The sequence below is a fragment of the Paenibacillus sp. NPDC058174 genome (genome assembly GCF_042883865.1).
Classification (GTDB): domain Bacteria; phylum Bacillota; class Bacilli; order Paenibacillales; family Paenibacillaceae; genus Pristimantibacillus.
On record NZ_JBHVUY010000004.1, the window covers coordinates 587,674 to 614,575 of the forward strand.

Consider the following 26,902-nt stretch of genomic DNA (forward strand, 5'->3'; position numbering starts at 1 on the left):
CTCGATGTCGATTATGGCGGATCCCGTTCGTCGTATGAATAGAGACGGAAATGAACGGGCGGTTTTTAGAATCGCGCAGAATGCGTCTACTACTACTAAACATGAGAGATTGATGAAAAATGGGAGCACAACTTACACCGTATATTTTATCGGAGGATGCTAGAGCGCAGGCGGCTTTTTATACAAAGGCGCTGGGCGGAGAAATCTTGTCTGTGGCTACTCATGGTCAAATACCGGGCACACCTGAAGCTATTAAGGATAAAGTAATGCATTTGAGCATGACGGTGGCAGGCAGCAACAGCTTATTTATGAGCGAAGCATTTGGTCCTGTTTCTTTCACAGGAAGCTTGAATCTGTCGTTAACCTATGACAATGAATCCGAGGCACTCGCAGGCTTCACGAATCTTGGAGAAGGCGGCAGCATCAAATACCCGTTCGAGCTTCAGCCCTGGGGAGCTTATTATGGCGAGGTTGTGGACAAATTCGGCGTTACTTGGCAAATTGTTAAGCAGTAGACAAGATAAGCAAAGTAATTCAAAGTATAGTAAAGCAGCCGTAAATCCAGAGTAAAGCATTAACAACGATATACGAGCAAATTAACCAACAAACATAGAGGTACAGAAAAGGAGAACAGACCGATGAATCAGGAAGTAACGGATTTTATTAACGCAGTTAAGGAGAATTGGCAAGCCGAGCTATGCAGCCGTCTGCGTGCCGTCGTCCAGGAGACGATTCCTAATCACCAGGAACGCATGCAGTATAAGAAGCCTCATTTTCTGAAAAACGGCAAGTATGCCGCTGTTATTTCCACCTCAAAGGATGCAGTCAGCTTTACGATCTTTAATACGAGCAGTCTGGAATTGCCGGAAGGGCTGTTCGACGGTCCTCCCGAACGGAAGACAATCAAGCTGCGTAAGGATCAGCCGGTTGATTTCCAGCTGTTATCCTCATTGCTCAATCAGGCTGCAGCAACTTTATCATAAACAAGAGAACCCCCGCCTTCCAGCAACAGCCGGAGCGGGGGTTCCTTAATTAGCGTTTCATCGCAGCGATAACAATCCGGTTGCCGTCCGGGTCGAGAAGCGTAACCTCGGATAGATCATCGAAATGCTGCGGCTCGCTAGCGAGCTCAATTCCATGCTCCCGTATGAATGTCAAAGCACGGTCGAAATCTTCCGTCTCGAAATAAAACAGCTCCGTGAATTGCTCCTGATTCCGATGCCGGTTTCCGTCCAGCAGCAAGGCCGCCCCTTTGGTCACAGGAATCGGATAAATCGGTGCCTGCAGCCGGGACTCCTCCAGCGGCAGGCCGAACAGCTTAGAGTACCAGCGAGCTGCGGAAGCCACTTCCTTCACATCAAGGAAAACGCCGCCGATGCCTGTAACCGGACTGTCCGCCGAGGGACGGATTGTCGCCTCAGCCGTCGCCAGATTGCGGCAGACCATTAACGAGTTGCCCTCTGGGTCGCGGAAGGTAAAGAATGCCACCGGATCAAAATGCTGCGGCTCTGTGAAAGGTTCGCCCAATTCCTGCGCATAGCGGTATGCCCCATCAATATCATTCGTCGCCAGCATAAGCCGGGGCTTCATTTCCTCGTGCCAGTCCGGGTTTCTGCGGTTGTTGACGTTGGAGTCAAGCAGGATCTGAGTGCCTTCCAGCTCGAACCAATAGACGGGCCCATCCAGCCGCTCTTCCCGAAGAGGCAGGCCTAATAATGTGCTGTACCACTCTGCGGACCGTCTTAAGTCGGTGACATGGACAAATACGGAGGCTACACGGTTCTCCACCGGAGCAGGCTGCGCCAGTTCAATCGGACACCAAATTTCCATGACCGATTCCGGGTTATCGTTGCCCAAATAACGGTCATCGTAATACTCATACTCAATGCCGCTGCTGCGTGTTACGTAGCCGGAGGCGGGAAGCCATTCCTCCCAGTAATAACGGAAAGCATCCCGGATGCCGTCGATCACGCCTTTCCGTGTCACTACCGCATACAGCCCGGCAGGGATTGTGACGGTATCCATTCCTTCCGGCAAGCTGTCAGCAGAGGGAGGCTCTACGCCGATTCCCGCCATGTAATGAAAGGGCCCGCCAGGTAAACAGCCTTCCCCGAACAGATTCAAACCATAGGTTCCGCCTGCAGCATTACGGATTTCGGGCACACGGCTCATAAATCGAGGCCACAATGCGGATATTTCGTTTTCCGACGGAAGAGCCGGTATCGAAGGGTCGAACCGGATGATTTCTCCTACGACTTGCGTTTCACTTTCCCAGACAATCCGTGTTTCATACAATAAGGGGATCCCAGCCACAATGAACCTTCTCCTTTATACGGAAAGTTAAATGCGAATATACATTCGCCTTTTTGCTGTGGAAATCCTCCCGGAATGATCATAATTTGGAAAATTATTTCATAACCGTCTATTCGAACGGTACAGACAGCTCTCTGCCTCCTGCCGCGGAACGGCCGGCCGTGTCCAGCACGGCAATAATCCGCCGTGACTCTTCAGGCTTAACGACAAGCTCTTCGCCTTGTGTCAGGTGGGCTGCTATATTTCTATAGTAGCTAATCCAACTGCTTGGAATGGAAGGAACCTTCGTCTCCACCCTTTTCCCGTCTACATCCTCGTATAAAATAACTTCCTCATCGCCGTTGCTGATAATCGCACCTTTTGTACCCAAAATCCGGCGGTTTGGTTTAGGCGCATAGGCGATTGATGAAACGGACAAGCTTGCCGATGTACCGTTCTCGAAGCCGATGAAAATATCCATGTGATCTTCATTCGTCACATCATGCCACTTCAGCTTGTGCGTAAAGCCGCGGACTGTCGTCATCCGGCTTGGAACAAGGCCGAGAAGCCAATCGATGTAGTGTGCGCCCCAGTCATAAGCGAGCCCGCCGGAAATACTTTTGTCAGCGCGCCACCAATGACCTGGATGGCCATGTCCGCCGATATGGAGCTCCACGGCGAAAATATCGCCTAGACGCCCCTCGGCAATCAGCTGCTTGGCGGTCAAATACCAGGAATCCCATCTCCGGTTATGGAAGACGGAGAGCATGACGTCTTTTTCCTTCGCTTTACGGACGAGCGTATCGCCTTCCTCCGCCGTAATGCTCATCGGTTTTTCGAGCACGCAATGCTTGCCGCTCTCCAGCACTTGCATGCCCAGTGAGTAATGGGAATTATGCGGAGTAATGACCGTTACCAGATCGATATCCGGTTGTGCCAGCAGCTCTTCTACTGTGGCATAGCCGCGAATACCGGGAAAATCATTAATCGCTTGATTGAGACGCTCTTCATTCATTTCACAGACCGCAACAAATTCCATACCGCATTGCAGCATGTGATCGGCATGCATTTTGGCAATATTGAATGCACCCCCGTAGCCGATAACGGCCGTTCGTACCGCTCTTCCTTCAATCGCTGACATCATCTTTTCCTCCTCGTATCTCAAACAACCTCTATCTGGGTTGCGTCAGGCTGTCTGATCGGTATTGAATGCCCTTATTTTAGAACAATGGCCGCCCCGTCCCTAGAAGCTAAACTTAAATTTTCTGTTTCATTATTGGCTTATTGGCTGTTCTCGGCTTTGTATAATTACAAAACAGGATTACAGTTTGTCCATTGCCTCCGTTATTGCTTGCGGTCTACAATTTTAATTGAGAATGACTCTCACAATTAGGCAATGGAGGGATAGGCGTGAAGGAGCAACTGGAATTATATGATGTGACGATTATTGGCGGCGGTCCTGCGGGGTTGTACGCTGCTTTCTATAGCGGTATGAGAGATATGAAGACGAAGCTAATTGATGCGAACGAGAAGCTGGGCGGAAGAATGCTCATTTACCCGGAAAAGATGATCTGGGACGTAGGCGGCGTCGCGCCAACCTTATGCGAGAAGCTAACTGTTACGCTGGAGGAGCAAGCACAAACCTTCGAGCCGACAATCGTGCTGGGGCAGCAGGTTGAGCGTCTGGAGAAACAAGAAGATGGTACTTATATATTGGAAACACTTAGCGGGGAGAGGCACTGGACCCGGACGATTATTTTGGCGATTGGCAGAGGCATCCTGAAAATGGCGAAGCTGGAGCTGGAAGGGGCCGAGCGGTACGAGGTGTCCAATTTGCATTATACGGTACAGGAGCTGGAACCCTTCCGCGGGAAAAAAGTGCTTATTTCCGGGGGAGGCAATTCAGCAGTAGATTGGGCCAACGAGCTGGAGCCGATTGCGGAGAAGGTGACGGTGGTGCATCGGCGAAACCAGTTTGGCGGACATGAGAGCCATATCGCGAAAATGATGAACTCCTCGGCCGACGTGCGGACGCCGTATGAGGTTAGCCGGCTGTTCAGCAGCAATGGAGAGGCAATCGATCAGGTAACAATCAGTCATATAGAGACAGGTGAATCCGAGACGATCGTCGTGGACGAAGTAATCGTTAACCATGGATTGAAATCCGATTTCGTCGGAATCAAGGACTGGAGCTTGGACATGGATGATTGGAATGTGTTCGTAAGTCCGAAGCTGGCGACCAATCTTCCGGGTATTTATGCGGCGGGTGATTTTGCATATTTTGAGAGTAAGCTGAACCTGATCGCAGGCGCTTTCACCGATGCAGGAATAGCAGTTAACAGCGCAAAGCTGTATCTGGAGCCTGAGGCTGCTAGAATGGCATACGTGTCCTCTCATAACGAAAGATTTAAAGAGAAAAACAAAGCGCTGGGTGTTGTAGAATCTTAAACGGCTAATACCGTACTGCAAAAGACTAGATTCCCATATACCTTTATCTATTTCCTTTTTCTACAATTAATCGGATACGGATAAAGGGAGGGTCACTCATGCCGCTTATAGAGGTACAAAATCTGCGCAAGGAATTCAAAAGACAAAAGCGTCGTGACGGGTTCTGGCCGTTGATGAAAAGTCTGGTGTACCGGGAATATGAGCAAAAGGTAGCGGTCGAGGACATTTCGTTTACGATCGACCAAGGCGAAATTGTCGGCTACATCGGGCCAAACGGAGCAGGCAAATCGACCACGATCAAAATGATGGTCGGCATTCTCGTCCCGACAAGCGGGGCAGTGCATGTGAACGGACTGGTGCCGTTCGAGAACCGGATCGAGAACGCGCGGCGAATCGGCGCGGTGTTTGGCCAGAAAAGCCAGCTATGGTGGGATACGCCCGTCATTGAGTCGCTTCGGCTGACCAAGTATATGTACGATATACCAGATGATCGCTATCAGCAAAACATGGCGCTGTTCGGTGATATTCTCGGGCTGGATGAATTTAAGAATGTAGCCGTACGGTCGCTTAGCTTGGGGCAGCGGATGCGGGCTGATCTTTGCGCGGCATTGCTTCATGATCCCGACATCGTCTATCTCGATGAGCCGACGATTGGCCTTGATGTCGTCGTGAAAGAGAGAATCCGCGAATTCATTCGCGAGATTAACCGGGAAAGAGGCACGACCGTCATTTTGACGACGCATGATATGTCCGATATTGAGAAGCTGTGCAGCCGCGTTATGGTAGTTGATCATGGCAAACTCATGTATGACGGGAATTTATCAACGCTCAAGAATGACTACGGCAATATGGAGACGATGGAGCTGGATACCGAGGAAGTTTTTGTCATGGACGATGCGCTGCTGCGCATGGGAATTACGTCCTCCCAGACCGAAGAAGCCCGCACCCAACTCGTCTACGACAAGAAAAATATTAACTCCTCCGCTGTTATCAAATGGATTATGGAACGCTACTCGGTTCGTGACTTTAAGGTCAAGGAAACCGAAATTGAAGAGATCATCCGCAATCTATATGCGGGCTTCAGTCAGGAAGAGCGGCCGCGTCAGGAAGTGATGGCATGAGAATCGCTCTTTACCGGGAAATGACGATGAATGCTTTTCGTACGCATCTCGCTTTCCGGGCTGAGGTACTGCTGTTCCTGTTCGGTCAGCTGTTCAAAATATTCGTGCAGGTCTATATCTGGCACGCATTGTTCGGCGACTCTGGCCAACTGGCCTCACAGGCCGGATCGATTTCCATTCAGGAAATGATTACGTATGTCGTCATCAGCTCCGTCATATCGGTATTTGCTACGAATGACGTTATTTTTAAAGTCAGCTCCAAGGTATCCTCAGGAGAGATCGCGATGGATCTTATTAAACCGATGAGTTTCCGGTCTGTCGTCTTTTGCCAGACCTTCGGTACGAACATGTACCGGATGCTGTTTGAATTAGTGCCTCTCGTTATTGTCAGCCTGCTATTCTTCCACGTACAGCTTCCTTCGCTTGCAAGCGGCATCGCCTTCCTAGTTCTAGTCTTCAACGGCCTGATTCTTAATTTCCTCATTACGTATACGATTGGACTCATTGCGTTCTGGTATATTCTGATTTGGCAAATCAACACGGTGCTTAACGGGCTGATCCGGTTGTTTTCCGGAGCGTTTATTCCGATCTGGTTCTTTTCCGATTCGCTGGTGCAGGTTTCCTACTTCCTGCCGTTCCGCCTCATTTACTATGAACCAATCTCCGTCTATTTGGGCAAAGTAACGGGCTGGCAGGAGCTGCTAGCAATCGTTATTCAGCAAGTGGCATGGATTATAGGCCTGCTGCTGCTGCAAAAGTGGATGTGGTCGAAAGCGGTTCGGCGGCTTGTCGTTCAGGGAGGCTAAGGGGGAGGTTATCATGAGATACTTGAAGCTTTACGCACGGTTTATTCCGATTTATTTCAAAAGCAAAACGGAGCATGGTTTCGGCTTTTATATGGACTTTGTCGGCTTTGCCCTCTCCCATATCGTCAGCTATGCGGTCATTTGGGCGTTAATGAGCCGGTTTCAGACGATTAACGGCTGGAATATGTACGAGGTCATGATCATTTATACGCTCAATATGTTCACTTACGCCATCGCAGCGGTGTTTTTCTTTTTCCAAATGAATGATGTTGAGGAGGACGTCCATAAAGGCTCCTTCGACAGTCTGCTGGTCAAGCCGATTAATCCGTTCATCCATATGATTATCCGCAGCTTCGGCCATTTCTTCTTGGGCGATATTGTGATCGCGATTCTGATGCTCGGATTCTGCTTCAGCCGTCTTGATCTTCATCCAAGCTTGGCGGCTTATGCCGGATTTGCAGCTTTGCTGCTTGGAGCGGTGCTCATTCAAGCGGCTTTCATCGTTATTACAGGCTCGATGTGCTTCTGGATCGTGCGAGCCCGTTCGGTGATGAACGTCGTTATTTTCGGCATCCGGGGCTTTGCCGATTATCCGATTTCGATCTACAGCAAAGTGCTGCGGGTCATATTGACGTTTATCATTCCTTACGGCTTCGTCAATTTCTACCCGTCCCAGCTTATTCTGGATAAGGAAAGCGGCGGGTCGCTGTTCGCGTCATGGCTGCCTTATGCTACTCCTGTTGTGGGCGTCATTCTATTCTTTATCGCGTATCGAGTGTGGAATGCGGGGTTGAACCGGTATCAAGGTACCGGAAGCTAGGTTTAGTGATAGTGAGCAAGCGGCCATTGCGGCCGCTTTTTTTGCGTGTATCCATCTCTTAAATTTCGCCGGCGGGAAAATAAGAAAATCTTAAAGGTTACATTAGAGTCTCTTTAACAGTCTTCCTTATACTAAGTGAATCAAATGCGGCGATTGGCAGGGTTGATTTCGCTGCGCCGCGTTCAGAAGGAGAGGCAATAAGGAATGGCTATAGAAAATGTTATCGAGATGAACCATGTATCTAAAATATACGGGGGAAAAACCGAAAATCAGGTTTATGCCTTGAATGATGTTTCTTTTACGATGCAAAAAGGCGAATTTATTGGCATTATGGGCGCATCGGGCTCGGGAAAAACAACGCTGCTGAACACGGTTTCCACGCTGGATCATCCAACGGAGGGTACAGTCGCTATTGCGGGTACGGATATCACACGGATGAAAGCGAGGGAGCTGTCGGATTTCCGCGCGCAGCGTCTAGGCTTTATTTTCCAAGAGTTCAATCTGCTCGATAATTTGACGGTTTACGAGAACGTTGCTTTGCCTTTATCGCTGCAAGACATGCCTGTACATCAAATTATGGACCGAGTGGGCAAAGTGCTGGATCAGCTTGGCATCGCAGAGCTTGCGGATAAATATCCCGCAACGATATCGGGCGGACAACGGCAGCGGACGGCGGCTGCAAGGGCCATTGTGCATGAGCCTGCATTGCTGCTGGGAGACGAGCCGACGGGATCATTGGATACGAAAAATGCGGTGGGACTTCTGGAGCAAATGAAGCGGCTGAACGAGCAGCAGCAAATCTCTATTCTGATGGTGACGCATGATGCTTTCAGTGCGAGCTATTGCAGCCGAATATTGTTCATACAAGACGGACGGCTGGTGCAGGAGCTTTATCGGCTGGGGAGCCGCGAAGCTTTTTACAAGCAAATCCTGAATGTGCTGGGCGATTACGGCGCGGCGGCAGCTGAAGCGGCTGCCAAGGAAATATCCGCTGATGCGGATAGGGGGTAGGCTGGCATCATGTTGATCAAACTCGCCTTATCCGGCATGAAGAGCAAGCTGAAGGATTACTTGGTGCTGCTGGCCGGACTTGTTATTTCAATATCGATCTTCTATATGTTTCAGACGATGGCTTGGAATCGCAGCTTCACGGAGAACAATGCGGTAATTAATTCAATTCAGCTGGTATATGTGCTAGGGACCATCTTGTTATCAGCCATTACATTTTTTTATATTTTGTATGCCAACGGATTTTTGCTTTCGCTCCGCCAACGGGAGTTTGGCCTTTATATGGTGCTGGGGGCCAGAAAAGATAAAATACGCATGCTGATGTTTATCGAGACAGTCGTGCTCGGTATGGTTTCTATGGCCGCTGGACTCGGTATCGGCTTCGGTCTTTCGGCGCTGGTTGGGCGTCTCATGGCGCAGCAGCTTCAAGCAGATCTGACAGGCTATTATCCGGTATACGGTCCGGCAATCGGATTTACCGTTTTGTTTTTCGTCGCGTTGTTTGTGTTCTCGGCATTGTGGAATCAATTGAAGCTGGCGCGTATGCAGGTGCTGCAGCTATTGCATGGCAGTATGAGGGCGGATCGACCTTGGCACAGCAACGGCTGGAAAAAGGTAATGGTCGTTGTTGGCGTTATCGCCATCGTGCTTGGGTATCTGTCCTTGACGTTCATGGAACAGCTGCGCGAGATCGGTTTATTCACGGCAACCATCATGACGCCGCTCGGCACTTATCTGTTGTTTATGGCGTTTTTGCCGCCGCTTGTTGCCAGGCTGAAGAAGAGTCATCAATTACGCGGCATCCGGGCATTTACGTTTGGTCAGCTTAGTTTTCGCATTAATGGACTGACGAAGCTGCTCGCTACAGTGGCGATGCTCATTGCGCTTGGAGCGGGAGCTATCGCGGGCGGGTTAGCGTTCTGGAATGATGCGTTTATACGAGGCGAGACATACCGGGTTTACGATGCGACCGTTCATGATCCGAATGAAGCGGAGACGAATGTGCTTGCGGGCATTCCGTTCAAAGAGCGGTTCACCTATCGCTATAAGCTGGACAATGAAATTCTTTATTATGCGAAGGAGGATCTGGAGTCGCAACGGCCGCTCGTTCATTCGGAGCAAGGGCGTGATTATTGGGATCAGTTGAAGCGATTGGCGGATCCGCTGCCGAAGGCGACGGCCGATTCTGCAGGAGAGGCGGCGGCTGGTGAGAGCGCGGGTGGCTCTGCTGGGGAAGTGACGGAAGAGAGCACGGATGGAGCTGCTTCGAGCTATGATACGGGAAATGAAAGTAAAGCTAATGTTGTAATAAATGACGGGAATGTAAGGGGAGAAGGGGAGAACCATAGTGGGGAGTGGACAACCTTTCTGTGGCAAATTGCACCTCCTAGTCTGTCCTACTCCGACGTTCGTTTGGCCGATAACGCACAATTTGATGCGTTGAAGGCGAAGGAGCAGATTGTCGTAATTGGCAGAACAGATGACTTTCTGGCATACCGTTCCTCGTGGGAGCAGTTAGACCAACTTGCAATGAAGAAAAACGAGGGGATGGGAGTTACCTGGAGCAAATATGAGAACTATCAGCGGGCGCTCGGCATTTCAAGCGGCACGATGTTCATGGGCTTCTTCCTCGGCATCGCCTTTCTGGCGATGATGGCCAGCTGCCTGATGTTCAAAATATTGTCCGGAGCAGCCAAAGATGTTCAGCGCTACGAAATGCTGCATAAGCTTGGCGTACGGAGAGAGAGGCTGTCTCGTTCGATTTACACGGAGCTGCTGCTCGTCTTCTTATTCCCGGGCATTGCCGGTTTGCTGCATGTGTTGGTGGGCATGCGTCTCTTCTCGTTTATTTTGGCGGAGCCGTATTACCGGCTCTGGCTGCCGATTCTGCTGTTTGCGGTAATCTACTCCGCTTACTATTTCATAACAGTGAATTTGTATAAGAGAATCGTGCTGCGCTAGCAGCAGTAGGTAGGGCAGGCTTCGCTTGATAGCGAAGTCTGTTTTATTTTGCGTGTGGGGAGTTGCTGCAGAGGAGCTAGTTTCACTATTAGTGAAGATAGCTTCGTAAATAGTGAAACCAGCTTCGCTGAGAAGCAACGTTGGCTCCCAGAGCGAACCAGCTTCGCAAATTAACGAAGCTAACTTCGTTCGGCGATGGTTCCACAAGTGTCCGACAGTCAACAGCGAACTAATTTTCGCTACTGGAGAACCAAGGTTCACGGATAGCGAAATTTAGTTCGCTCCAGACACAGGCGCACGCTGCAAAGGTTGGATTAGCGAAGTCAGGTTCGTAAAAAAGCGAAGTTGGTTCGTTCGACGGGAAAGTCCGTCCGAGCAGCGAACCAGCTTCGCAAATTAAAGTAATTTTTTCGTTAGAAAGTACTGTGGAGTTTAAAAGGGAACCAGCCTTCGCAAATAGCGAAGTCAGCTTCGCTGTTCAACGACGGTGGCTCCCAGAGCGAACCAGCTTCGCAAATTAACGAAGCTAACTTCGTTCGGCTATGAGTTCATGAGCAGCTGTGAGGCAACAGCGAACTAAATTTCGCTATTGGAGAACCAAGGTTCACGGAAAGCGAAAATTAGTTCGCTCCAGACACAGGCGCACGCTGCAAAGGGCCAATTAGCGAAGCTAGGTTCGTAAAAAAGCGAAGCAAACTTCGTTATGCGATGAGTTCATGGGCAGCTATGAGGCAACAACGAACTAATTTTCGCTACTGGAGAACCAAGGTTCACGGAAAGCGAAAATTAGTTCGTTCCAGACTCAGGCGCATGCTGCAAAGGGTGAATTAGCGAAGATAGGTTCGCAAAAAAGCGAAGTTGGTTCGTTCGAGAACAGCGTCCGTCCGAGCAGCGAAGATAGGTTCGCAAAAAAGCGAAGTTGGTTCGTTCGAGAACAGCGTCCGTCCGAGCAGCGAAGATAGGTTCGCAAAAAAGCGAAGCTGGTTCGTTCGAGGAAAGAGCCCCTACGAGCAGCGAACCAGCTTCGCAAATTAAGGTAATATGACGCCCTTTAAAGCGTCGCGCCACCATTGTCGATGCCCAGACCAGCCCTGCCCAGCTCTTAAAACAGCGGCCCGGGGACCGCGCATCCGGGAAAACCATTAATATCCCGTACGGTATTGAACGGATATTGCTTGGTAGCGAATTGACTTTGGTACAAATATTCTTGCAGGACAACGCTGCCGCCTGTAAGGCTGCACAACACGCCAGTGACGCCCTGCCCATTCGTCAGAGACACGCCGACAGGCTGGCCGACCAATCCCAATGCTTTGGAATACCATGCCATTTGCAGCATCGCGTATTCACCTCCACTACATTGTATGAAGGGCCTTTGCGGAGGTGAAAAGAGGATTTAACTAAGTAAGAAACAGTCCTGTACGCATGTGCTTTACCTTGTGCTTGGCTCTGCAATGCAATTATAGGGCATCCCCAGCTGCGCTAATGAGGCGTATTAGCGTATTCGTCACTACTGCCGCACCTCTTCCAGCCATTCCGCAGCGCACACATCTCCTAATGCGTGATCCCATCACGATAAGAGTTGAAGTCACACGTCTGCGGTCAAACGATACGGCCCTGCCCCCACACAAAAAAAGAAAGGCCCAGAAGCAGCTAAGCGCTTCTGAGCCATAATGAGTACAAATAACTACGAGTCGATCTGCTGCGACTGATCCGGCTCACTCTTCCTGTCTTTGCGGGCAACAGTGCCGACGAACCGTCCGATAATTAAGAACAGCGGCGAGGCTTCGATTTCGGCCACATTGATCATTTCCACCCAGTTGAAAATGACTAAAAACGGCAGGAGTCCGATTGCGATGATGCCGAAAATTAGACCGACAGAAACATTGCGAAGCATTTTACCCAGCGTCATACGATCATCTCTCCCTTCACTTCTTCCTCACCCCCACATTATACGCCCCTTCCTCGCCAGCATTCAAGCCCATGTCATTTTCCTTCTCGCAGCAAGGTAAATCGCCTCTCCATAGGGGAAGCCTAGTTGATGAAGGAATTCTTCTTGTATCCGCAAATAGCCGTGCAGTATGATTAGACGTTGTAACGAACATCGTGATGAGACCTATATGCATGCACGGGAAAGGAGTCTGTTTTGAAAGGCAGAGGCTTATACGACAGCTATCTTAAAAACAATCTGTTCATGAAAATGATTCTGCTGTTCGCGCTCATTACGACGGCAACAATCGTGACTTTTTCCTACTTTATGTTCAATGTGATGACGCAGTCGATCATTGGCAATGATCTCGAAAATCAGAAAAAGGCGATGGAGAGCGTCAATAGCTATATGACCCGCAAATACGATTCGGTGCAAGCCATTATGCGCGATGTGTACCGGAATGAAGCGCTGTCGATGCATCTTTCTTATTTTCTGCAGCATCCATTTGAGGATTATGTGAAGTATCAGCTCGACCAATATGCAAGCGGAGCGGATGTTGATGTGCCGAAGGGGCTCGATTATTTCAACAATAAGCTGGAAAATGACATCGACATCGAGAATCTGCTGCTGTACAGCTCGGAAAAGCAATTCTTATTTGTTTATAAAAAGGATCATGTGAACAAATTAATTTCAACAAATGCTTCACGTTCCTATATTCCTGATGCCATGGCGCTCGAGAACAGTGCAATGTCCGTGCCCAACGAATGGGTCCGTCAAGCAATCGATCAGCATGATCCGAAGCTGTACGCGATGCGCGTTCCGATTACGGATAAAAACACGCTGAAAAATCTCGGCCAAATGCTCGTCTATTTTAATTCGGACGGCATTGCTCAAGCGCTCGAAAGCTATAGGGAGCAGCTAAAGGGCTATATTCTTGTGCTGGGACCAGCCGGCGAGGTGCTGTTCGACTCGTCCAATCGTTACTACGGCAGCCGTTATCCTTATGCGGACCGAATCGATCCGCTTAATGACACAGCGATGCTGGAGCAGGAGTCTCTAGTTACGACGCTGTCGCAAAATCAGGCCGGCTATATGGTCGTCGGAGTTGCTCCCAAAGCAGAGATAGCTTCGTCCTACCAGGGACTCAAGCAGACCATTATTCTCATAAGCGCTATCTGTATCGCAATAGTGCTGCTTGTTCCGGTGCTTGTCGTCATCAACTATGCGAAACGTACGAATAAAATTATCCGCTTCATGCGCAAGGTGGAGAGCGGCGATTTGTCGGCTCGTATCCATGATGAGAAGGAGGACGAGCTGGGACAAATCTCCCGCAGCTTCAACGATATGCTTGAAGAGCTTGCCCGCCACATTGATCGCGTCTACGTCGCGGAGATTAAACAGAAGCATACGGAGCTGGCGGCGCTGCAAGCGCGGATTAATCCGCATTTTCTGTACAATACGCTTGAAGTCATTCGCATGCGGGCTATTTCGCAAGGGGCGAAGGATGTCGGCGACATGATCTACAGCCTGTCTGTCCTCTTCAAAAGTTTCGTACAGCCCAAAGGGGAGAGCACAATTAAGGAAGAGCTTGAGACTTCCCGGCTTTACCTGGAGCTGTTCCGCATCCGCTACAAAGACAAGCTGTCCTATGACATCCAATGCGAGGAGAGTCTTGGGCGAAAAAGGATTATGAGGATGGCTCTGCAGCCGATCATCGAAAACTATGTCGTACATGGCCTGCAGCCCCATCGAGCTGATAACCGGATCGAAATTCGCGTATCGGAACAGGAAGGCCGGATCCGCATCGAAATGGAGGACAACGGCAGCGGGATCGAGCCTGGGCGGCTGGCGCAAATCCGCCATTCACTGGATGCTATTGAAGAGACCGGAGAATCCTTCGGACTGCGAAGCGTCCATGAACGGTTAAAGCTGCTGTACGGCAATGAATACGGACTTGAAATGACAAGTGTGCCGGGCGAAGGTACGAAGGTGAGCATCGAGTTTCCCGGACAACAGGAGGGACAGCATGTATAGAGTATTCTTAGTGGATGATGAGCCATTCATTATCGAAGGGCTGTACGATATTATCGATTGGCCGGCTTACGGACTGGAAATCGTCGGCTCTGCGGAAAATGGCCGGGATGCGCTGGAAGCGCTTAAAGGGCTGTCCGTCGATATTTTACTCACGGATATCTCCATGCCGGTCATGGACGGGTTATCTTTAATACGCGAAGCCCGGCAGTTTCATCCGGAGCTGAAGGTCATTATATTAAGCGGCTACAATGAGTTTGACTATATCAAGTCCGGGCTCAAGCTTGGTGTAGAGAACTATTTGCTCAAGCCAATCAATATTGAAGAGCTGCAGGAGACGCTTGCGAATACGATTAACAAGCTGGATCAGAGCCGGCCGGACCGGATGTTTAGTGAATACGATATTGGCATTCTTAGAGATAATATATTGTATCGCTGGCTGACTCGCCGAATTGCGTCATATGAGCTGAACGAACGGACGGAAATGCTGAACATTCGGCTGGATGCCCCGTATCTTGCCGTTGCAGTGCTCCGTACAGACAGCCCGAGCAAGCCTTTTTATGACACGGTGCAGCAGCTGGCTGACGAGGACAAGTCGATCCTGCCTTTCGTTGATATTGACGGGGATCAGGTCATTATCTTCCTGTTCTCGGATCGGGAGCAGGGCAAGGCGAAAGCGCTGGATGTCCTGAACAGCCTGCAGAGCAGAATGTCATCAAACCTGGTGCGCATATCGCTCGGCAGTGTGGAGCAGACAGAGGACGGAGCACCGGCCAGCTACGCGCAAGCGAAGGAAGCGCAGGAGTATTTTATGCTGCATGACGAACCGGTCGTGCTGGATTATGAATCGCTGTCCGAGCGAAGCGGCAATAGAAGCCAAGCGGCGGTTGCTCTGGACTGGTCGCCATTCTCCAAGCTGATCAAGGCCAAGGAGCTGGGGCAGCTGCATGAGGCGATTGATGCAGAATTCGAGCAGATTCAGCTGATCGACGGCGTAACCCCAGCTTATATTCAAAGCATGGCAATTGAGATGATGATCCGCTTCAAGATGGAGCTGAAGGAAATTAAGCGCACCGATCAGCCGGAGCTGTACAAGGCCGGTTTCGTGCAAATTATGCAGGCTGACAAAATCGAGGAGCTCGCCGCTGCCGTGAAGGAAGCAGCAACGCTGACAGTGGATTCGCTCAACAGGGACGTAAAGAGTCCGATTATCCAGCAGCTTCTTGCCAATGTGCATGACAATTATGCGCAGCCGCTGTCGCTGAAAACACTCAGCCAGCAGTACAACATCCATCCCGTCTACCTCGGCCATCTGTTCCAGAAGGAAACGAACGAGACGTTTACGGAATATATCAACAAATACCGCATCGACAAGGCGAAGGAAATGCTGAAGGACACCCCATTGAAAGTACAGGAAATTGCCATTCGAGTGGGATATTGGGAGACTGGCTATTTCTACAAACAATTTAAGAAATACGTCGGCATCTCCCCAACGGATTACAAAGGACTGCTCTAATTTAAAGATTGGAGCAGTTTTTTCTTTAATTTGTACATCATATCTTTACTTTGTTGTCTTTTTGAAACCCTTTTCATCCGGTACTTTTATATTAGCCTTTGAAAACGGATTCTTGAAATGGGGGCGGGCAGTTAACCGCTTTCTCGAGGGCTGCATCATGATGATTCGCATTACGATACACACGGGAGGATTACGATGAGCAGAAAGAAAAAAGGCTTCATACCGGCGCTTGCGCTGCTGATGGTCATGTCGATTGTGTTAAGCGCTTGCGGGGGCAAGGACAAAGTGGAAGGCACGCCGGAAAAGCCGGTTGAGCTGCTATGGTACACGATTGGCACGCCGCAGAAAGATGTAGATAAAGTTATGGCTGAAGTAAGCAAATATACGGCGGAAAAAATCGGCGTTACCATCAAAATGAGCATGGTAGACTGGGGCGACTACGCACAGAAGCTGCAAGTGATGACTGCTTCCGGTGAAGCGGTAGACATTATGTTCACAGCTTCATGGGCATTCGATTACGTTCAGAACGCTAGAAAAGGGGCATTCCTGCAGATTGATGATCTGCTTAAGGAATACGGCCAAGGCATCATAGATGTTCTTGACCCGGCGTTCCTGGAAGGCTCCAAGGTTGATGGTCACAACTACGGCATTCCTGCCAACAAGGAGCTTCCTGCTCAAGAAGTATGGCGCTTCAACAAAAATATGCTCGACAAGTACAACTTGGATATTGCCAATGTGTACTCGCTAGAAAGTCTGGAGCCGCTGCTCCAAAAAATTAAGGCTAGCGAGCCGGGCATTTATCCGCTTGCCGTAGATAAGAATCAAATGCCTTACATTCCTTATGATTACGTCATTGAGAAGCTTCCGATGGCCGTACCGGTTAACACGACCGATTTCAAAATCGTGAACGTACTGGAAACGCCTGAGATGAAGCAAATTTTGAAAACGATGCACAAATACTATAAAGCCGGCTACATCCCTACGGAAGCAGCAACGCTGGATTCGCTGACAGATCTGCAAGCGACGGGCAAATGGTTTGCAGACCGTGCAACTTCGCAGCCGTTCGCAGACAATCTGTGGTCCGCAAGCTACGGCTATCCGGTCGTATCCACACCGGCCAGCGACGCTTTGATCTACAACTGGTCCGTAATGGGCTCGATGCAGGCTATCTCCGCTAATACGAAATACCCGGAGAAAGCGATGCAGTTCTTGAACCTGTTGAATACCGATCCTGTTCTTCGCAACATGATTGATTCCGGTATCGAAGGCGTTCACTACAAGAAAGTAAGCGACAATGTGATGGAAAATCTGGATGAGTCCAAAAACTATGACATGCCGACATTCTCGTTCGGCAACGTTATGCTCACTTACTTGAATCCGACTGACCCTGCGAACAAGTGGGAGGAGTTCAAGAAGTTTAACGATGCGGGCACGAAAGCTCCGCTGCTTGGCTTCAACTTCGATACGTCGAAGGTTGCGACGGAAATTGCAGCCGTCAACAACGTGAAGCAAGAGTTCTGGGCGGCATTAATGACAGGTACGGTTGACCCTGATGTGTACCTGCCGCGCGCTATCGAGAAATTCAAGGCAGCCGGACTGGATAAAGTGACGGCTGAGGCGCAGCGCCAGCTTGACGAGTGGAGAGCTGCCAACAAGTAATTTAGCGGGAAGGTATGGGTCGGCAGTCTATCGATTCATACCTTCTCTCATTCATTTAACAGCAGAGAGGTGATCACATGGGAGCCTTTGGGCGTTTTTTCAAAGACATCAATAAAAATAAAGCGATGCTGGTTATGGTACTGCCGGCGACGCTCTGGTTTATCTTATTCTCCTATTTGCCGATGGCCGGCATGGTTATCGCATTTAAGGAATACCGCTACAGCCGGGACGGGTTTCTGGCCAGCATTATTGAGAGCAAATGGGTAGGCCTGCAAAACTTCAAGTTTTTGTTCAGCACGAATGACGCTTATATCATTACGCGCAATACGGTCGTGTACAATATCTTCTTTATCGTGCTGGGACTTATTATTGCCGTTGCGATGGCGATTGTTCTGGCGGAAATTACGAATAAGAAGCTGGCGAAAATTTATCAGACAGGCATGTTCCTGCCTTACTTCCTGTCCTGGGTCATCGTTGGCTATTTCGTATTCAGCTTCCTGAGCGTGGACCGGGGCGTCGTGAACCGGATTGCCGGATCATTCGGCCTTGATCCCGTGAGCTGGTATTCCGACCCCACCTATTGGCCGATTATTATCGTCGTCGTCTTCTTGTGGAAATCGGTCGGCTATAACAGCGTTATTTACTTGGCGGCCATTATGGGCATTGATAAATCGCTGTATGAAGCTGCAATGATTGACGGCGCAAATAAATGGCAGCAAATCCGCAACATTACGATTCCGATGCTGACGCCGCTGATGACGATATTGACGCTGCTTGCGATCGGCAAAATCTTTTACGCGGACTTTGGATTGTTCTATCAAGTGCCAAGGGATTCGGGAACGCTGTACAGCGTGACGAACGTTATCGATACGTATGTGTACCGCGGTCTGAAATCGACAGGCGAGATCGGGATGAGTACGGCTGCAGGCCTGTATCAGTCGCTTATCGGCTTCATTCTCGTCATTACTTCGAACGGAATTGTCCGCAAATTCAACAAAGACAATGCTTTGTTCTAGTCCTTCCGGCTATCCAGTTGAACAGTTAAGCATTGCGAGGGGAGGAAAACCGCTGTGTCCGCTCAAACTCAAATTCAATCTCAATCGGCGAAAGGCCGTGATTTTCATAAGCTAAGCCCGGTATGGAGCGTTATTTTTCATGCCATGGCCGGTATTTTTGCTCTCATGTGCGTCTTTCCTTTCATATTCGTTATGGTTATTTCCTTTACGGACGAGAATACGCTCGCTAGAAACGGCTACAGCCTGTTTCCGGAAAAGTGGAGCGTAGAGGCTTACAGCTATTTATTCAAAGCAGGCGACCAATTGCTTCGCTCCTATGGTGTAACGATTGCTGTAACGGTGATCGGCACGGTCATCGGTGTCGTGGCTACTGCGCTTTTCGCTTACGCGATATCGCGCCGTGACTTTAAATACCGCAATTTCTTTGCATTCTTCGCATTTTTCACCATGCTGTTCAACGGCGGCCTGGTGCCGACCTACATTATCGTTACGCAATTGCTAGGGTTGAAGGATTCGATCTGGGCACTTATTTTGCCGCTGGCGGTCAACGCCTTCTATATTATGATTTTGCGCACGTTTTTCTCGACGATGGTGCCGGACGCGATTATCGAATCGGGCAGAATTGATGGTGCAGGGGAGTTCGGCATCTTCTTCAAGCTGGTGCTGCCTTTGGCGCTGCCGGGTCTGGCCACAATCGCTTTGTTCAGCACGCTGGGCTATTGGAATGACTGGTTTAATGCACTCCTGTACATTAATACGCCGAATTTAGTGCCGCTGCAGTCCATGCTGATGCGGATTGAAAATAATATGCAGTTCATTATGCAGAACGCGCAAAATACGTCGCTTAGCGTAGGCGTACTGCAATCGATGCCTCAGGATACATCGCGTATGGCGATGGTTGTGCTGGCAACAGGTCCAATCGTATTCGCTTATCCGTTCTTCCAGCGTTATTTCATTCAAGGCTTGACGGTTGGCGCCGTTAAGGAATAGTTTACTCATCTGTCTGCAAAGGAGCATCTAACTACTATGGAGCAATTTAGACTACCGAAAATCCCGATGCCGAAGCTCACACTGCCAAAGGCCGTACAAGACGTTCTGGAGGAAGCGGAGCAGAAGCTGGCGCATCGTCCGAAGCTGCTGCAGCTGTTCAAGAACTGTTTTCCGAACACGCTTGAGACGACTACGAAGCTGATGGAGGACGGCACGACCTTCGTCATTACCGGCGATATTCCGGCGATGTGGCTGCGCGACTCCGTTGAGCAGGTTATTCATTATGTACCGCTAGCGAAGCAAGACAAAGAGCTTCAGCGTATATTGAGCGGTTTGATTAAGCGCCATATCGCATACATTCAGATCGATCCGTATGCCAACGCGTTCAACGAGACGGACAATGACTGGCACTGGAATACGACGGATGAGACGGATATGTCCCCATGGGTATGGGAGCGCAAGTTCGAGCTCGATTCGATCTGCTTCTCGATGCGTCTTGCCCATGCTTACTGGAAAGAAACCGAGCTGACGGATATTTTCGATTCCGGCTTCAAGGCCGCGATGCGCACGATCGTCTCGCTGTGGAAAACAGAGCAGCGCCACTTCGAGCTGTCGCCGTACCGTTTCGTTCGGGATAACGGCATTCCGACCGATTCGCTGCGCAATAGCGGACTTGGCATGCCTGTCAATTATACCGGCATGATCTGGTCGGGCTTCCGCTCCAGCGACGATGCCTGCGATTTCCACTACAACATTCCGGATAATATGTTTGCTGTCGTCGCGCTTCGCCAAATGAGAGATATTGCGGAATGGGTATTCCGTGATATGGATCTGGTGAAGGAGCTGAAAAAGCTGGAGGAAGACGTGGATCATGGCATTCAGCTGTACGGTATTTACCGTCATCCGGAGTTTGGCCCGATCTATGCTTATGAGACAGACGGCTTCGGCAACTACTGCCTGATGGACGACGCCGGTACGCCGGGTTTGATCTCTATCCCTTACTTGGGATATACGAATGCAGACGATCCGATCTACCAGAACACAAGAAGATTCGCGCTCAGCAAGGAGAATCCGTTCTATTACGAGGGGAAAGCGGCCAAAGGAATCGGCAGCCCGCATACGCCTCCAGGCTATATCTGGCATATGGCGCTCTCGATGCAAGGCATTACGGCAACGAGCAGCGAAGAGAAGCTCGCTTTGATCGATATGCTGGAGGCAACCGATGCAGATACCGGCTATATGCATGAAGGCTTCCATTCGGATGATCCAACTCAGTTCACTCGCAAATGGTTTGCTTGGTCGAACAGCCTGTTCTCGCAGCTTGTGTATCAGGCGATGAAGGACGAGCTGCTATGAGCCATAACGCCATCATTTTCTACGATCCCTCATTCCCGGCGGCATCCCGCCCCGATTCGGCAGCAGAGCAGCTCCTTGCGGGGAGCTTGCTTGCCGTTGACGCTAACGGTCTAGGCGAAGCGCTCGCTGCGGATGGCGGCGGCAGCTTTATTAATCTGCACGCGCCTTACTTCCCGAAGGCAGCCTGGAGTGATATTATCTCCTACCTGCGGCGCGGCGGCGGTCTGATCAGCGTTGGCGGAGCGCCGTTTCAAATTCCAGTATCGCGTAATGAAGCTGGGGTGTGGGAGGCGGAACCTGCGCAGACAGCTTATCACCGCGAGCTGCAAATTCATGAAGCCCTGCCGGTAGATGCCGCTCCAATCCGCACGCTGTCGGCTATGGCGGATATTCCGCTGCTAGCGGGCAAGGAATCGCTGTTTGAAGCTTCGCCTACGTGGAATCTGGTGCCTCATGTATCCAAAAGCAGTGACTTGCCGCATCAAATGGGGTCGGCAGGTCCGATGGATGCTCATTTGTATCCGCTGCTTAAGGGCGTTTCTTCCCAAGGAAGAGAAGTTGCCGCCCCTGTACTATTGTGGGAGAACACGAAGGGTGCCTTCGCCGGTGCCCGTTGGCTGTTCGTTAACCAGCCGTTGACCGAAGCCTTCTGGCAAGGCGGCGGCGTTCAAGAGCTGCTTCGCTGGGCGGCTTATTGCAGCGCAGGCGTAACAGAGCTGTGGCTGAAGCCAAATTATGCTTCCTACGAGCCGGGTGAACGGGCGATGCTGACGCTGCAAATGCAGCAGCTTAGCTGTCATTACAGTGCAGATAAAGCTTCTGCAAGCTGGAGTTTTATTGTCTCTGTCGAGCATGAGAACAATTCGGAGCAGCGTTGGTCGAACCGTCTGCAAGAGGAAGCGACAAGCAAGCAGCTAATTCTTCGCTTGCCTGTTCCGCTTACGCTTGAGAGCGGCTATTACAGTGTCGAGTGTATTGCCGAGTCATCGACGGGTGAGCGGCGCGTGCTTCGTCAAGGCTTCTGGGGCATGGATCGCGAGCTGCTTGCCTCAGGCAGCCCCGTTACTTGCGAACGTGATTACTTCATCAAGGACGGCCGCCCGATGCCGGTTGTCGGCATGACCTATATGACCTCAGATGTGGCGCGGAAGTTTCTATTCCTGCCGAATGCTTCGGTCTGGGAACGCGATATGGTGCAAATGCGAAAGGCCGGCATCAACTGGATTCGTACCGGCATATGGACCGCCTACCGCAATGTGATGCAGGTAGACGGACATGCTTCCGAGGAAGCGCTTCGCGCAATCGATGCCTTCCTTTTAACCGCAAAGCGTCATGATCTGCAGGTGACCTTCACGTTCTTCTCCTTCACCCCGGAAACCTGGGAAGGGAAAAATCCGTATCTGGACCCGCGGAGCGTGGAAGCTCAGAAGCGGTTCATCCGGTCGATCATCTCCCGTCACAGTCAATCGAAGCATGTCGACTGGGATTTGATCAACGAGCCTTCGATGTTTGATCCGCCGCGGATTTTCTCGGACGGTCCAAGATCGGCGCGTGATTCATTCGAGCAGGCTGCCTATGCGGCATGGCTGAAGGAGCGTCATGGCTCCATCACAAGGCTTCAGAAAGTATGGAACATGACGCCGGAGCAATTGCCGGATTTCGAGTCGGCGGTACCGCCAGAGCCGGAAGAAATCAACTTCGACGTTCAGGATATGCACCAAGGCAAGAAAGGGACGCGCTGGCTGGATTACGTCCTGTTCTCCATGGATATGCACAACCGCTGGGCTAAGGAATTGTATGATGCTATCAAAGAGGAATGCCCGGACCATATGGTAACGGTCGGTCAGGACGAGGCGCTTGGCGCGCAGCGGCCTTCTCCATTCTTCTATGGCGAGGCGGTTGATTACACGACCGTTCATTCCTGGTGGCTGAACGATTATCTCGTCTGGGACGGCATTTTTGCGAAGACAGCGGACAAGCCGAACCTTGTGCAGGAGACCGGCATTATGTACGTAGAGACGCCGGAAGGCCGGGCGAAGCGCTCCGAGGCTGAGCTGCGGAACATACTAGAGCGCAAATATGCGTATGCATTCTCGACTGGCGGCGCAGGCGCTGTGCAGTGGATCTGGAACACCAACTTCTATATGGACAATGCTAATGAATCTCATATCGGAGCGGTTCGCGCGGACGGCACGGAGAAGCCGGAGGCCGATGTATCCTATGATTTCGGCCGGTTCATGGCAGAAATCCGGGATTTATTCACTGGCCGGGAGCTGGAGGATACGGCAGTCGTATTCCCGTACTCCAATGACTTCTCTAACCGCAAGCTGGCCTTTGATGCAACGACGAAAGCGACAAGAGTACTTGCTTATGAGCTGAACAAGCCGTTCCGCGGCATATCGGAATACCACTTGCATGAGCTGGAAGCGAATCCTGCCAAGCTGGTCATTTTGCCAAGTGCCCATAACCTGGATGACGCGCAGTTCGAACAGCTGCTCGGCTGCATCGAGAAGTCGGGAGCGACATTGCTGCTGACGGGACCAACCAGTCTGGATGCGTATTGGCGGCCAATTGACCGTCATTCGGAGCTGTTCGGAGAAAGAGAGCTTAAGAACGTCGTGCGCGAGGAGCAGCTTCGTATCGGCGACCGGGTATGGCCGGTTTCTTACGGCAGCCGCCGGATTGCGCAAGTGTGGAAGGAATCCCGTAAAGGCGAGACCGATACAGATGCAGACAATTTGAGAGAATTGCCGCTTGGCCAAGGACGCATTATCTGGTGCCCGCTGCCGGTAGAGCTGAACGATCGTACGGAGACACTTACAGCACTATATAAGTATGCTTTAGCCTCCTCGGGCTGTTCACAGGAGCTGCAATGGATCAAAGGCGGCGACTTGCCTGGCGTATACGGGCGCAAGCTTCAGTTCCAGAACGGCTCGCTGTTCATCTTCGTTTCGGAATTTGGGCGCCATGCAGACATTGAAGTGAAGGATCCTGTTACCGGCTCCGGGTATGCTTTCGAGCTTCCGAAAGAAAGATCGGTATTGTTTGCAACGGATCCCCAAGGCCGGCTGCTTTCTGTCTATCGGCCTCACGAGTCTAGTATTACGGTGACCTCGCTTAACAGCTAAGAATTAATGAGTATAGAAAGGGGTCTGAACGATGACCTACAAACGGACTGCTCATATCATCTCGCATACCCATTGGGACCGGGAATGGTATTTGCCATACGAGAAGCATCATGTACTGCTCGTCAAATTAGTGGATACGCTGCTTCATACGCTGGAGACTGATCCGGAATTCAAAAGCTTTTATTTGGACGGACAAACGATTATTTTGGAAGATTATTTGCAGGTTCGCCCGGATAACCGGGAACGGCTGGAGCGGTATATTAAAGAAGGCCGAATCGTAATCGGCCCTTGGTACATCCTGCAGGATGCCTTCCTGACGAGCAGTGAAGCGAATGTCCGCAACCTGCAGATTGGACATCAGGATGCAAGCCGCTATGGTACGATTGCCAAAGTCGGCTATTTCCCGGATACGTTCGGCAATATTGGTCAAGCGCCGCAGCTGATGCGCCAAGCAGGCATTGACAACGCTGTGTTCGGAAGAGGCGTGAAGCCGACAGGCTTCAATAATACAGTAGCGGATTCGGAATACGAATCCTCGTTCTCGGAGCTGATCTGGGAAGGGCCGGACGGTTCCCGTGTACTCGGCATCCTTTTCGCGAACTGGTATTCCAACGGCAATGAAGTGCCGGCGGACGAAGCAAGCGCCAAGGAATATTGGGAGCGCAAGCTTGCCGATGCGGAGAAATATGCCGCTACGGGGCAATTGTTGTTCATGAACGGCTGCGACCACCAGCCGATCCAACGGGATTTGCCCGCTGCGCTGGAGATGGCGCGGAAGCTATACCCGGACACGGAGTTTGTTCATTCCAACTTCGAGGACTACTTGGCTTCCGTGAACGCATCGATGACCCGCGAGCTGTCCGTCGTGAAGGGCGAGCTTCGCAGTCAGCGTACGGACGGCTGGTCAACGCTCGTGAATACGGCATCCGCACGGGTGTACTTGAAGCAAATGAATCAGCTGGGACAAGCGATGCTGGAGCGCGTAGCAGAGCCGCTCGCTGCATTTGCTTACTCGCTCGGCCATGAATATCCGCATCATTTGTTTACGTATGCTTGGAAGACGCTGATGCAGAACCATCCGCATGACAGCATTTGCGGCTGCAGCGTCGACGAGGTTCACCGCGAGATGGTGACCCGCTTTGATAAGAGCCGCCATGTAGCGAAAGCGATCATCGACGAGAGCAAGCAAGTTGTCGCTGATGCTGTCGATACTTCCGTATTCCAGCAATACGGTGAGGCGGCTGTTCCGTTCGTCGTCTACAATACGACGGGCTGGAGCCGCAGCGGCGTCGTGAGCATTGAGCTCGATATCGAGCGCATCTATTTCCGTGACGGCCACTTGCTGGAGACGATGAATCAGATGATGTACGCCGTTGATGTGACGGGCCGGGAGCTTGTTGACCATAACGGCGGCGCAGTTGCTCACAGCATGACCGATATGGGACTTCACTTCGGCTATGAGCTGCCGGACGACAAGTTCCGTCAGCCTTATATGGCTCGCAGAGTACGTCTTACGTTCGAAGCAAAGGACGTTGCAGCGCTTGGTCTGGCTGCTTACGGTTATGTCCGCAAAGCTGCTGTAGCTGCAACAGCAGCAGAGCAGGCCTCCGTATCACTGGCATCTGGCCAGAATGCGCTGGAAAATGAATGGCTTCGGGTCGACATCAATAGCGACGGGTCGTTCCAATTGACCGATAAGCGCAATGGTCAGGTCTACACCGATCTTGGCGTATACGAGAATACCGGCGATATCGGCAACGAATATATGTACAAGCAGCCGAACGGCGAGCAGGCATTGACGACGAAGGGATTGCCGGCACGCATTCGACTGGTGGAGGATACGCCATACCGCGCTTCCTTCGAGATCATTCATGAATGGGCGATTCCGGCTTCCGCTGAGCCTAATTTCGAAGTAGAGAAACAAGAAGCGGTCTATTTCCCGGACCGCAAATCGCAGCGTACGGAGACGACGGTTCCGCTTGTCATCCGCACTGAGATTGCATTGACCCGTGAAGGCAAAGGACTCGAGTGGAAGTCTTCCTTCAACAACCAGGCGAAGGATCACCGGGTTCGCGTATTGTTCCCGACGGATCTCGCTTCAGCATACCACCATGCGGATTCGATCTTCGAGGTTGTCCGCCGCGACAACGAGCCGGCGCCGGAGTGGAGCAATCCAAGCAACGCTCAGCATCAGCAGGCATTCGTTGACGTGAGTCACGGAGGAGCAGGTCTGACGGTAGCGAACCTCGGCCTGAATGAGTACGAGGTGCTGCGCGACGGACGCCAGTCCATCGCCGTTACACTGCTTCGCGCAGTTGCCGAGCTTGGCGACTGGGGCGTATTCCCGACACCGGAAGCGCAATGTCTGGGCGAGCAGCAATTCAGCTTAGTCATTCTGCCGCATAACGGAGACGGTGCCGCTTCGGGCGCTTATGCGGGGGCTTACCAGTTCCAAGCGCCTTGGACGGTCAGCCAGACGGGCATTCATTCCGGAAAGCTTGCTCCGGCAGGCGCTTTGTTCCAGTGGGAAGGAAGCGGCCTGGCGTTCAGCTCGCTGAAGGTAAGCGAGCAGTCCGGCGATTACATGGCGAGATGGTATAACATGAATGCAGCTTCTGCCGAGCTGAAGCTGGCGGGTGCTGCTTACGCAACGGTTGAAGGGGCGTATAAGAGTGATGTGCTGGAGCAGGCAGGCGAAGGTCTGACTGTTCATGCAGATGGCAAGTCGCAATCCTACGTGCAAGTGCCGGTCGGGCCTTGCGAGATTGTGACCATTGCCGTTAAACATTAAGGCGATTTATTATTAGGTATGCTAAAAAAAG

The 26,902-nt window shown here is 51.1% G+C and carries 20 protein-coding genes; 16 read left to right on the top strand and 4 right to left on the bottom strand.

What is annotated here, in order from left to right; translation table 11 throughout:
• The first annotated feature begins 119 nt into the window (after window positions 1–119).
• Window positions 120–515, top strand: coding sequence for a VOC family protein (locus ACFVVF_RS21770; protein WP_387814163.1), 396 nt, complete (start codon window positions 120–122; stop codon window positions 513–515).
• A gap of 123 nt (window positions 516–638) precedes the next feature.
• Window positions 639–983, top strand: a complete 345-nt coding sequence (locus ACFVVF_RS21775) for a DUF1801 domain-containing protein (protein ID WP_387814165.1) — start codon at window positions 639–641, stop codon at window positions 981–983.
• 49 nt (window positions 984–1,032) lie between these two features.
• Here ACFVVF_RS21775 and ACFVVF_RS21780 read toward each other — a convergent pair whose 3' ends face one another.
• Both ACFVVF_RS21780 and ACFVVF_RS21785 read right to left on the bottom strand, forming a co-directional pair.
• Window positions 1,033–2,295, bottom strand: a complete 1,263-nt coding sequence (locus ACFVVF_RS21780) for a GyrI-like domain-containing protein (protein WP_387814167.1) — start codon at window positions 2,293–2,295, stop codon at window positions 1,033–1,035.
• A gap of 127 nt (window positions 2,296–2,422) precedes the next feature.
• Window positions 2,423–3,436, bottom strand: a complete 1,014-nt coding sequence (locus ACFVVF_RS21785; RefSeq protein WP_387814169.1) for a Gfo/Idh/MocA family protein — start codon at window positions 3,434–3,436, stop codon at window positions 2,423–2,425.
• A gap of 266 nt (window positions 3,437–3,702) precedes the next feature.
• Between ACFVVF_RS21785 and ACFVVF_RS21790 the strand changes: the two genes are divergently transcribed.
• The 6 genes from ACFVVF_RS21790 to ACFVVF_RS21815 all read left to right on the top strand — a co-directional run bounded on the left by ACFVVF_RS21790 (window position 3,703) and on the right by ACFVVF_RS21815 (window position 10,457).
• Complete coding sequence (locus ACFVVF_RS21790; RefSeq protein ID WP_387814171.1) at window positions 3,703–4,740, top strand: NAD(P)/FAD-dependent oxidoreductase; 1,038 nt, start codon at window positions 3,703–3,705, stop codon at window positions 4,738–4,740.
• Window positions 4,741–4,838: 98 nt separating this feature from the next.
• The gene (locus ACFVVF_RS21795; protein WP_387814173.1) at window positions 4,839–5,861 is read left to right on the top strand and encodes an ABC transporter ATP-binding protein; all 1,023 of its coding nucleotides are present in this window, start codon (window positions 4,839–4,841) and stop codon (window positions 5,859–5,861) included.
• Window positions 5,858–6,667 carry an ABC transporter permease gene (locus ACFVVF_RS21800; RefSeq protein WP_387814175.1) on the top strand — a complete coding sequence of 270 codons (810 nt, stop codon included), beginning with the start codon at window positions 5,858–5,860 and terminating at the stop codon, window positions 6,665–6,667. The genes ACFVVF_RS21795 and ACFVVF_RS21800 overlap by 4 nt, the downstream gene beginning before the upstream one ends.
• A gap of 13 nt (window positions 6,668–6,680) precedes the next feature.
• Window positions 6,681–7,487, top strand: a complete 807-nt coding sequence (locus ACFVVF_RS21805) for an ABC transporter permease (protein ID WP_387814176.1) — start codon at window positions 6,681–6,683, stop codon at window positions 7,485–7,487.
• Between the two features lie 204 nt (window positions 7,488–7,691).
• Entirely contained in the window at window positions 7,692–8,498 is an 807-nt protein-coding gene (locus ACFVVF_RS21810) for an ABC transporter ATP-binding protein (protein ID WP_387814178.1), read from the top strand.
• 9 nt (window positions 8,499–8,507) lie between these two features.
• Window positions 8,508–10,457, top strand: a complete 1,950-nt coding sequence (locus tag ACFVVF_RS21815) for an FtsX-like permease family protein (RefSeq protein ID WP_387814179.1) — start codon at window positions 8,508–8,510, stop codon at window positions 10,455–10,457.
• 1,102 nt (window positions 10,458–11,559) lie between these two features.
• Here ACFVVF_RS21815 and ACFVVF_RS21820 read toward each other — a convergent pair.
• Entirely contained in the window at window positions 11,560–11,784 is a 225-nt protein-coding gene (locus ACFVVF_RS21820) for a hypothetical protein (RefSeq protein ID WP_387814311.1), read from the bottom strand.
• A gap of 357 nt (window positions 11,785–12,141) precedes the next feature.
• Window positions 12,142–12,366, bottom strand: a complete 225-nt coding sequence (locus ACFVVF_RS21825) for a hypothetical protein (protein WP_387814181.1) — start codon at window positions 12,364–12,366, stop codon at window positions 12,142–12,144.
• A 234-nt stretch (window positions 12,367–12,600) separates the two neighbouring features.
• Between ACFVVF_RS21825 and ACFVVF_RS21830 the strand changes: the two genes are divergently transcribed.
• From ACFVVF_RS21830 to ACFVVF_RS21865, 8 genes are all read left to right on the top strand, one after another.
• The gene (locus ACFVVF_RS21830; protein ID WP_387814183.1) at window positions 12,601–14,418 is read left to right on the top strand and encodes a sensor histidine kinase; all 1,818 of its coding nucleotides are present in this window, start codon (window positions 12,601–12,603) and stop codon (window positions 14,416–14,418) included.
• Window positions 14,411–15,931, top strand: a complete 1,521-nt coding sequence (locus ACFVVF_RS21835; RefSeq protein ID WP_387814185.1) for a response regulator — start codon at window positions 14,411–14,413, stop codon at window positions 15,929–15,931. The genes ACFVVF_RS21830 and ACFVVF_RS21835 overlap by 8 nt, the downstream gene beginning before the upstream one ends.
• Before the next feature lie 195 nt (window positions 15,932–16,126).
• Window positions 16,127–17,590: an ABC transporter substrate-binding protein gene (locus ACFVVF_RS21840; RefSeq protein ID WP_387814187.1), complete on the top strand. Its 1,464-nt coding sequence runs from the start codon at window positions 16,127–16,129 to the stop codon at window positions 17,588–17,590.
• Window positions 17,591–17,667: 77 nt separating this feature from the next.
• The gene (locus tag ACFVVF_RS21845) at window positions 17,668–18,606 is read left to right on the top strand and encodes an ABC transporter permease (protein ID WP_387814188.1); all 939 of its coding nucleotides are present in this window, start codon (window positions 17,668–17,670) and stop codon (window positions 18,604–18,606) included.
• 54 nt (window positions 18,607–18,660) lie between these two features.
• On the top strand, window positions 18,661–19,596 hold the full coding sequence (locus tag ACFVVF_RS21850) for a carbohydrate ABC transporter permease (RefSeq protein ID WP_387814190.1): 936 nt from the start codon (window positions 18,661–18,663) through the stop codon (window positions 19,594–19,596).
• 36 nt (window positions 19,597–19,632) lie between these two features.
• Entirely contained in the window at window positions 19,633–20,952 is a 1,320-nt protein-coding gene (locus ACFVVF_RS21855) for a glycoside hydrolase family 125 protein (RefSeq protein WP_387814192.1), read from the top strand.
• Window positions 20,949–24,080, top strand: a complete 3,132-nt coding sequence (locus ACFVVF_RS21860; RefSeq protein WP_387814194.1) for a beta-galactosidase — start codon at window positions 20,949–20,951, stop codon at window positions 24,078–24,080. The genes ACFVVF_RS21855 and ACFVVF_RS21860 overlap by 4 nt, the downstream gene beginning before the upstream one ends.
• Window positions 24,081–24,111: 31 nt before the next feature.
• Window positions 24,112–26,871, top strand: coding sequence for an alpha-mannosidase (locus tag ACFVVF_RS21865; protein WP_387814196.1), 2,760 nt, complete (start codon window positions 24,112–24,114; stop codon window positions 26,869–26,871).
• Window positions 26,872–26,902: the final 31 nt, after the last annotated feature.

What these genes read in the sequence shown, in the direction of transcription:
- ACFVVF_RS21770 (WP_387814163.1), top strand. Translation starts at nt 120, where the DNA reads ATGGGAGCACAACTTACACCGTATATTTTATCGGAGGATGCTAGAGCG.
- ACFVVF_RS21775 (WP_387814165.1), top strand. Translation starts at nt 639, where the DNA reads ATGAATCAGGAAGTAACGGATTTTATTAACGCAGTTAAGGAGAATTGG.
- ACFVVF_RS21785 (WP_387814169.1), bottom strand. Translation starts at nt 3,436, where the DNA reads ATGATGTCAGCGATTGAAGGAAGAGCGGTACGAACGGCCGTTATCGGC.
- ACFVVF_RS21795 (WP_387814173.1), top strand. Translation starts at nt 4,839, where the DNA reads ATGCCGCTTATAGAGGTACAAAATCTGCGCAAGGAATTCAAAAGACAA.
- ACFVVF_RS21800 (WP_387814175.1), top strand. Translation starts at nt 5,858, where the DNA reads ATGAGAATCGCTCTTTACCGGGAAATGACGATGAATGCTTTTCGTACG.
- ACFVVF_RS21805 (WP_387814176.1), top strand. Translation starts at nt 6,681, where the DNA reads ATGAGATACTTGAAGCTTTACGCACGGTTTATTCCGATTTATTTCAAA.
- ACFVVF_RS21810 (WP_387814178.1), top strand. Translation starts at nt 7,692, where the DNA reads ATGGCTATAGAAAATGTTATCGAGATGAACCATGTATCTAAAATATAC.
- ACFVVF_RS21815 (WP_387814179.1), top strand. Translation starts at nt 8,508, where the DNA reads ATGTTGATCAAACTCGCCTTATCCGGCATGAAGAGCAAGCTGAAGGAT.
- ACFVVF_RS21820 (WP_387814311.1), bottom strand. Translation starts at nt 11,784, where the DNA reads ATGGCATGGTATTCCAAAGCATTGGGATTGGTCGGCCAGCCTGTCGGC.
- ACFVVF_RS21825 (WP_387814181.1), bottom strand. Translation starts at nt 12,366, where the DNA reads ATGACGCTGGGTAAAATGCTTCGCAATGTTTCTGTCGGTCTAATTTTC.
- ACFVVF_RS21835 (WP_387814185.1), top strand. Translation starts at nt 14,411, where the DNA reads ATGTATAGAGTATTCTTAGTGGATGATGAGCCATTCATTATCGAAGGG.
- ACFVVF_RS21840 (WP_387814187.1), top strand. Translation starts at nt 16,127, where the DNA reads ATGAGCAGAAAGAAAAAAGGCTTCATACCGGCGCTTGCGCTGCTGATG.
- ACFVVF_RS21845 (WP_387814188.1), top strand. Translation starts at nt 17,668, where the DNA reads ATGGGAGCCTTTGGGCGTTTTTTCAAAGACATCAATAAAAATAAAGCG.
- ACFVVF_RS21855 (WP_387814192.1), top strand. Translation starts at nt 19,633, where the DNA reads ATGGAGCAATTTAGACTACCGAAAATCCCGATGCCGAAGCTCACACTG.
- ACFVVF_RS21860 (WP_387814194.1), top strand. Translation starts at nt 20,949, where the DNA reads ATGAGCCATAACGCCATCATTTTCTACGATCCCTCATTCCCGGCGGCA.
- ACFVVF_RS21865 (WP_387814196.1), top strand. Translation starts at nt 24,112, where the DNA reads ATGACCTACAAACGGACTGCTCATATCATCTCGCATACCCATTGGGAC.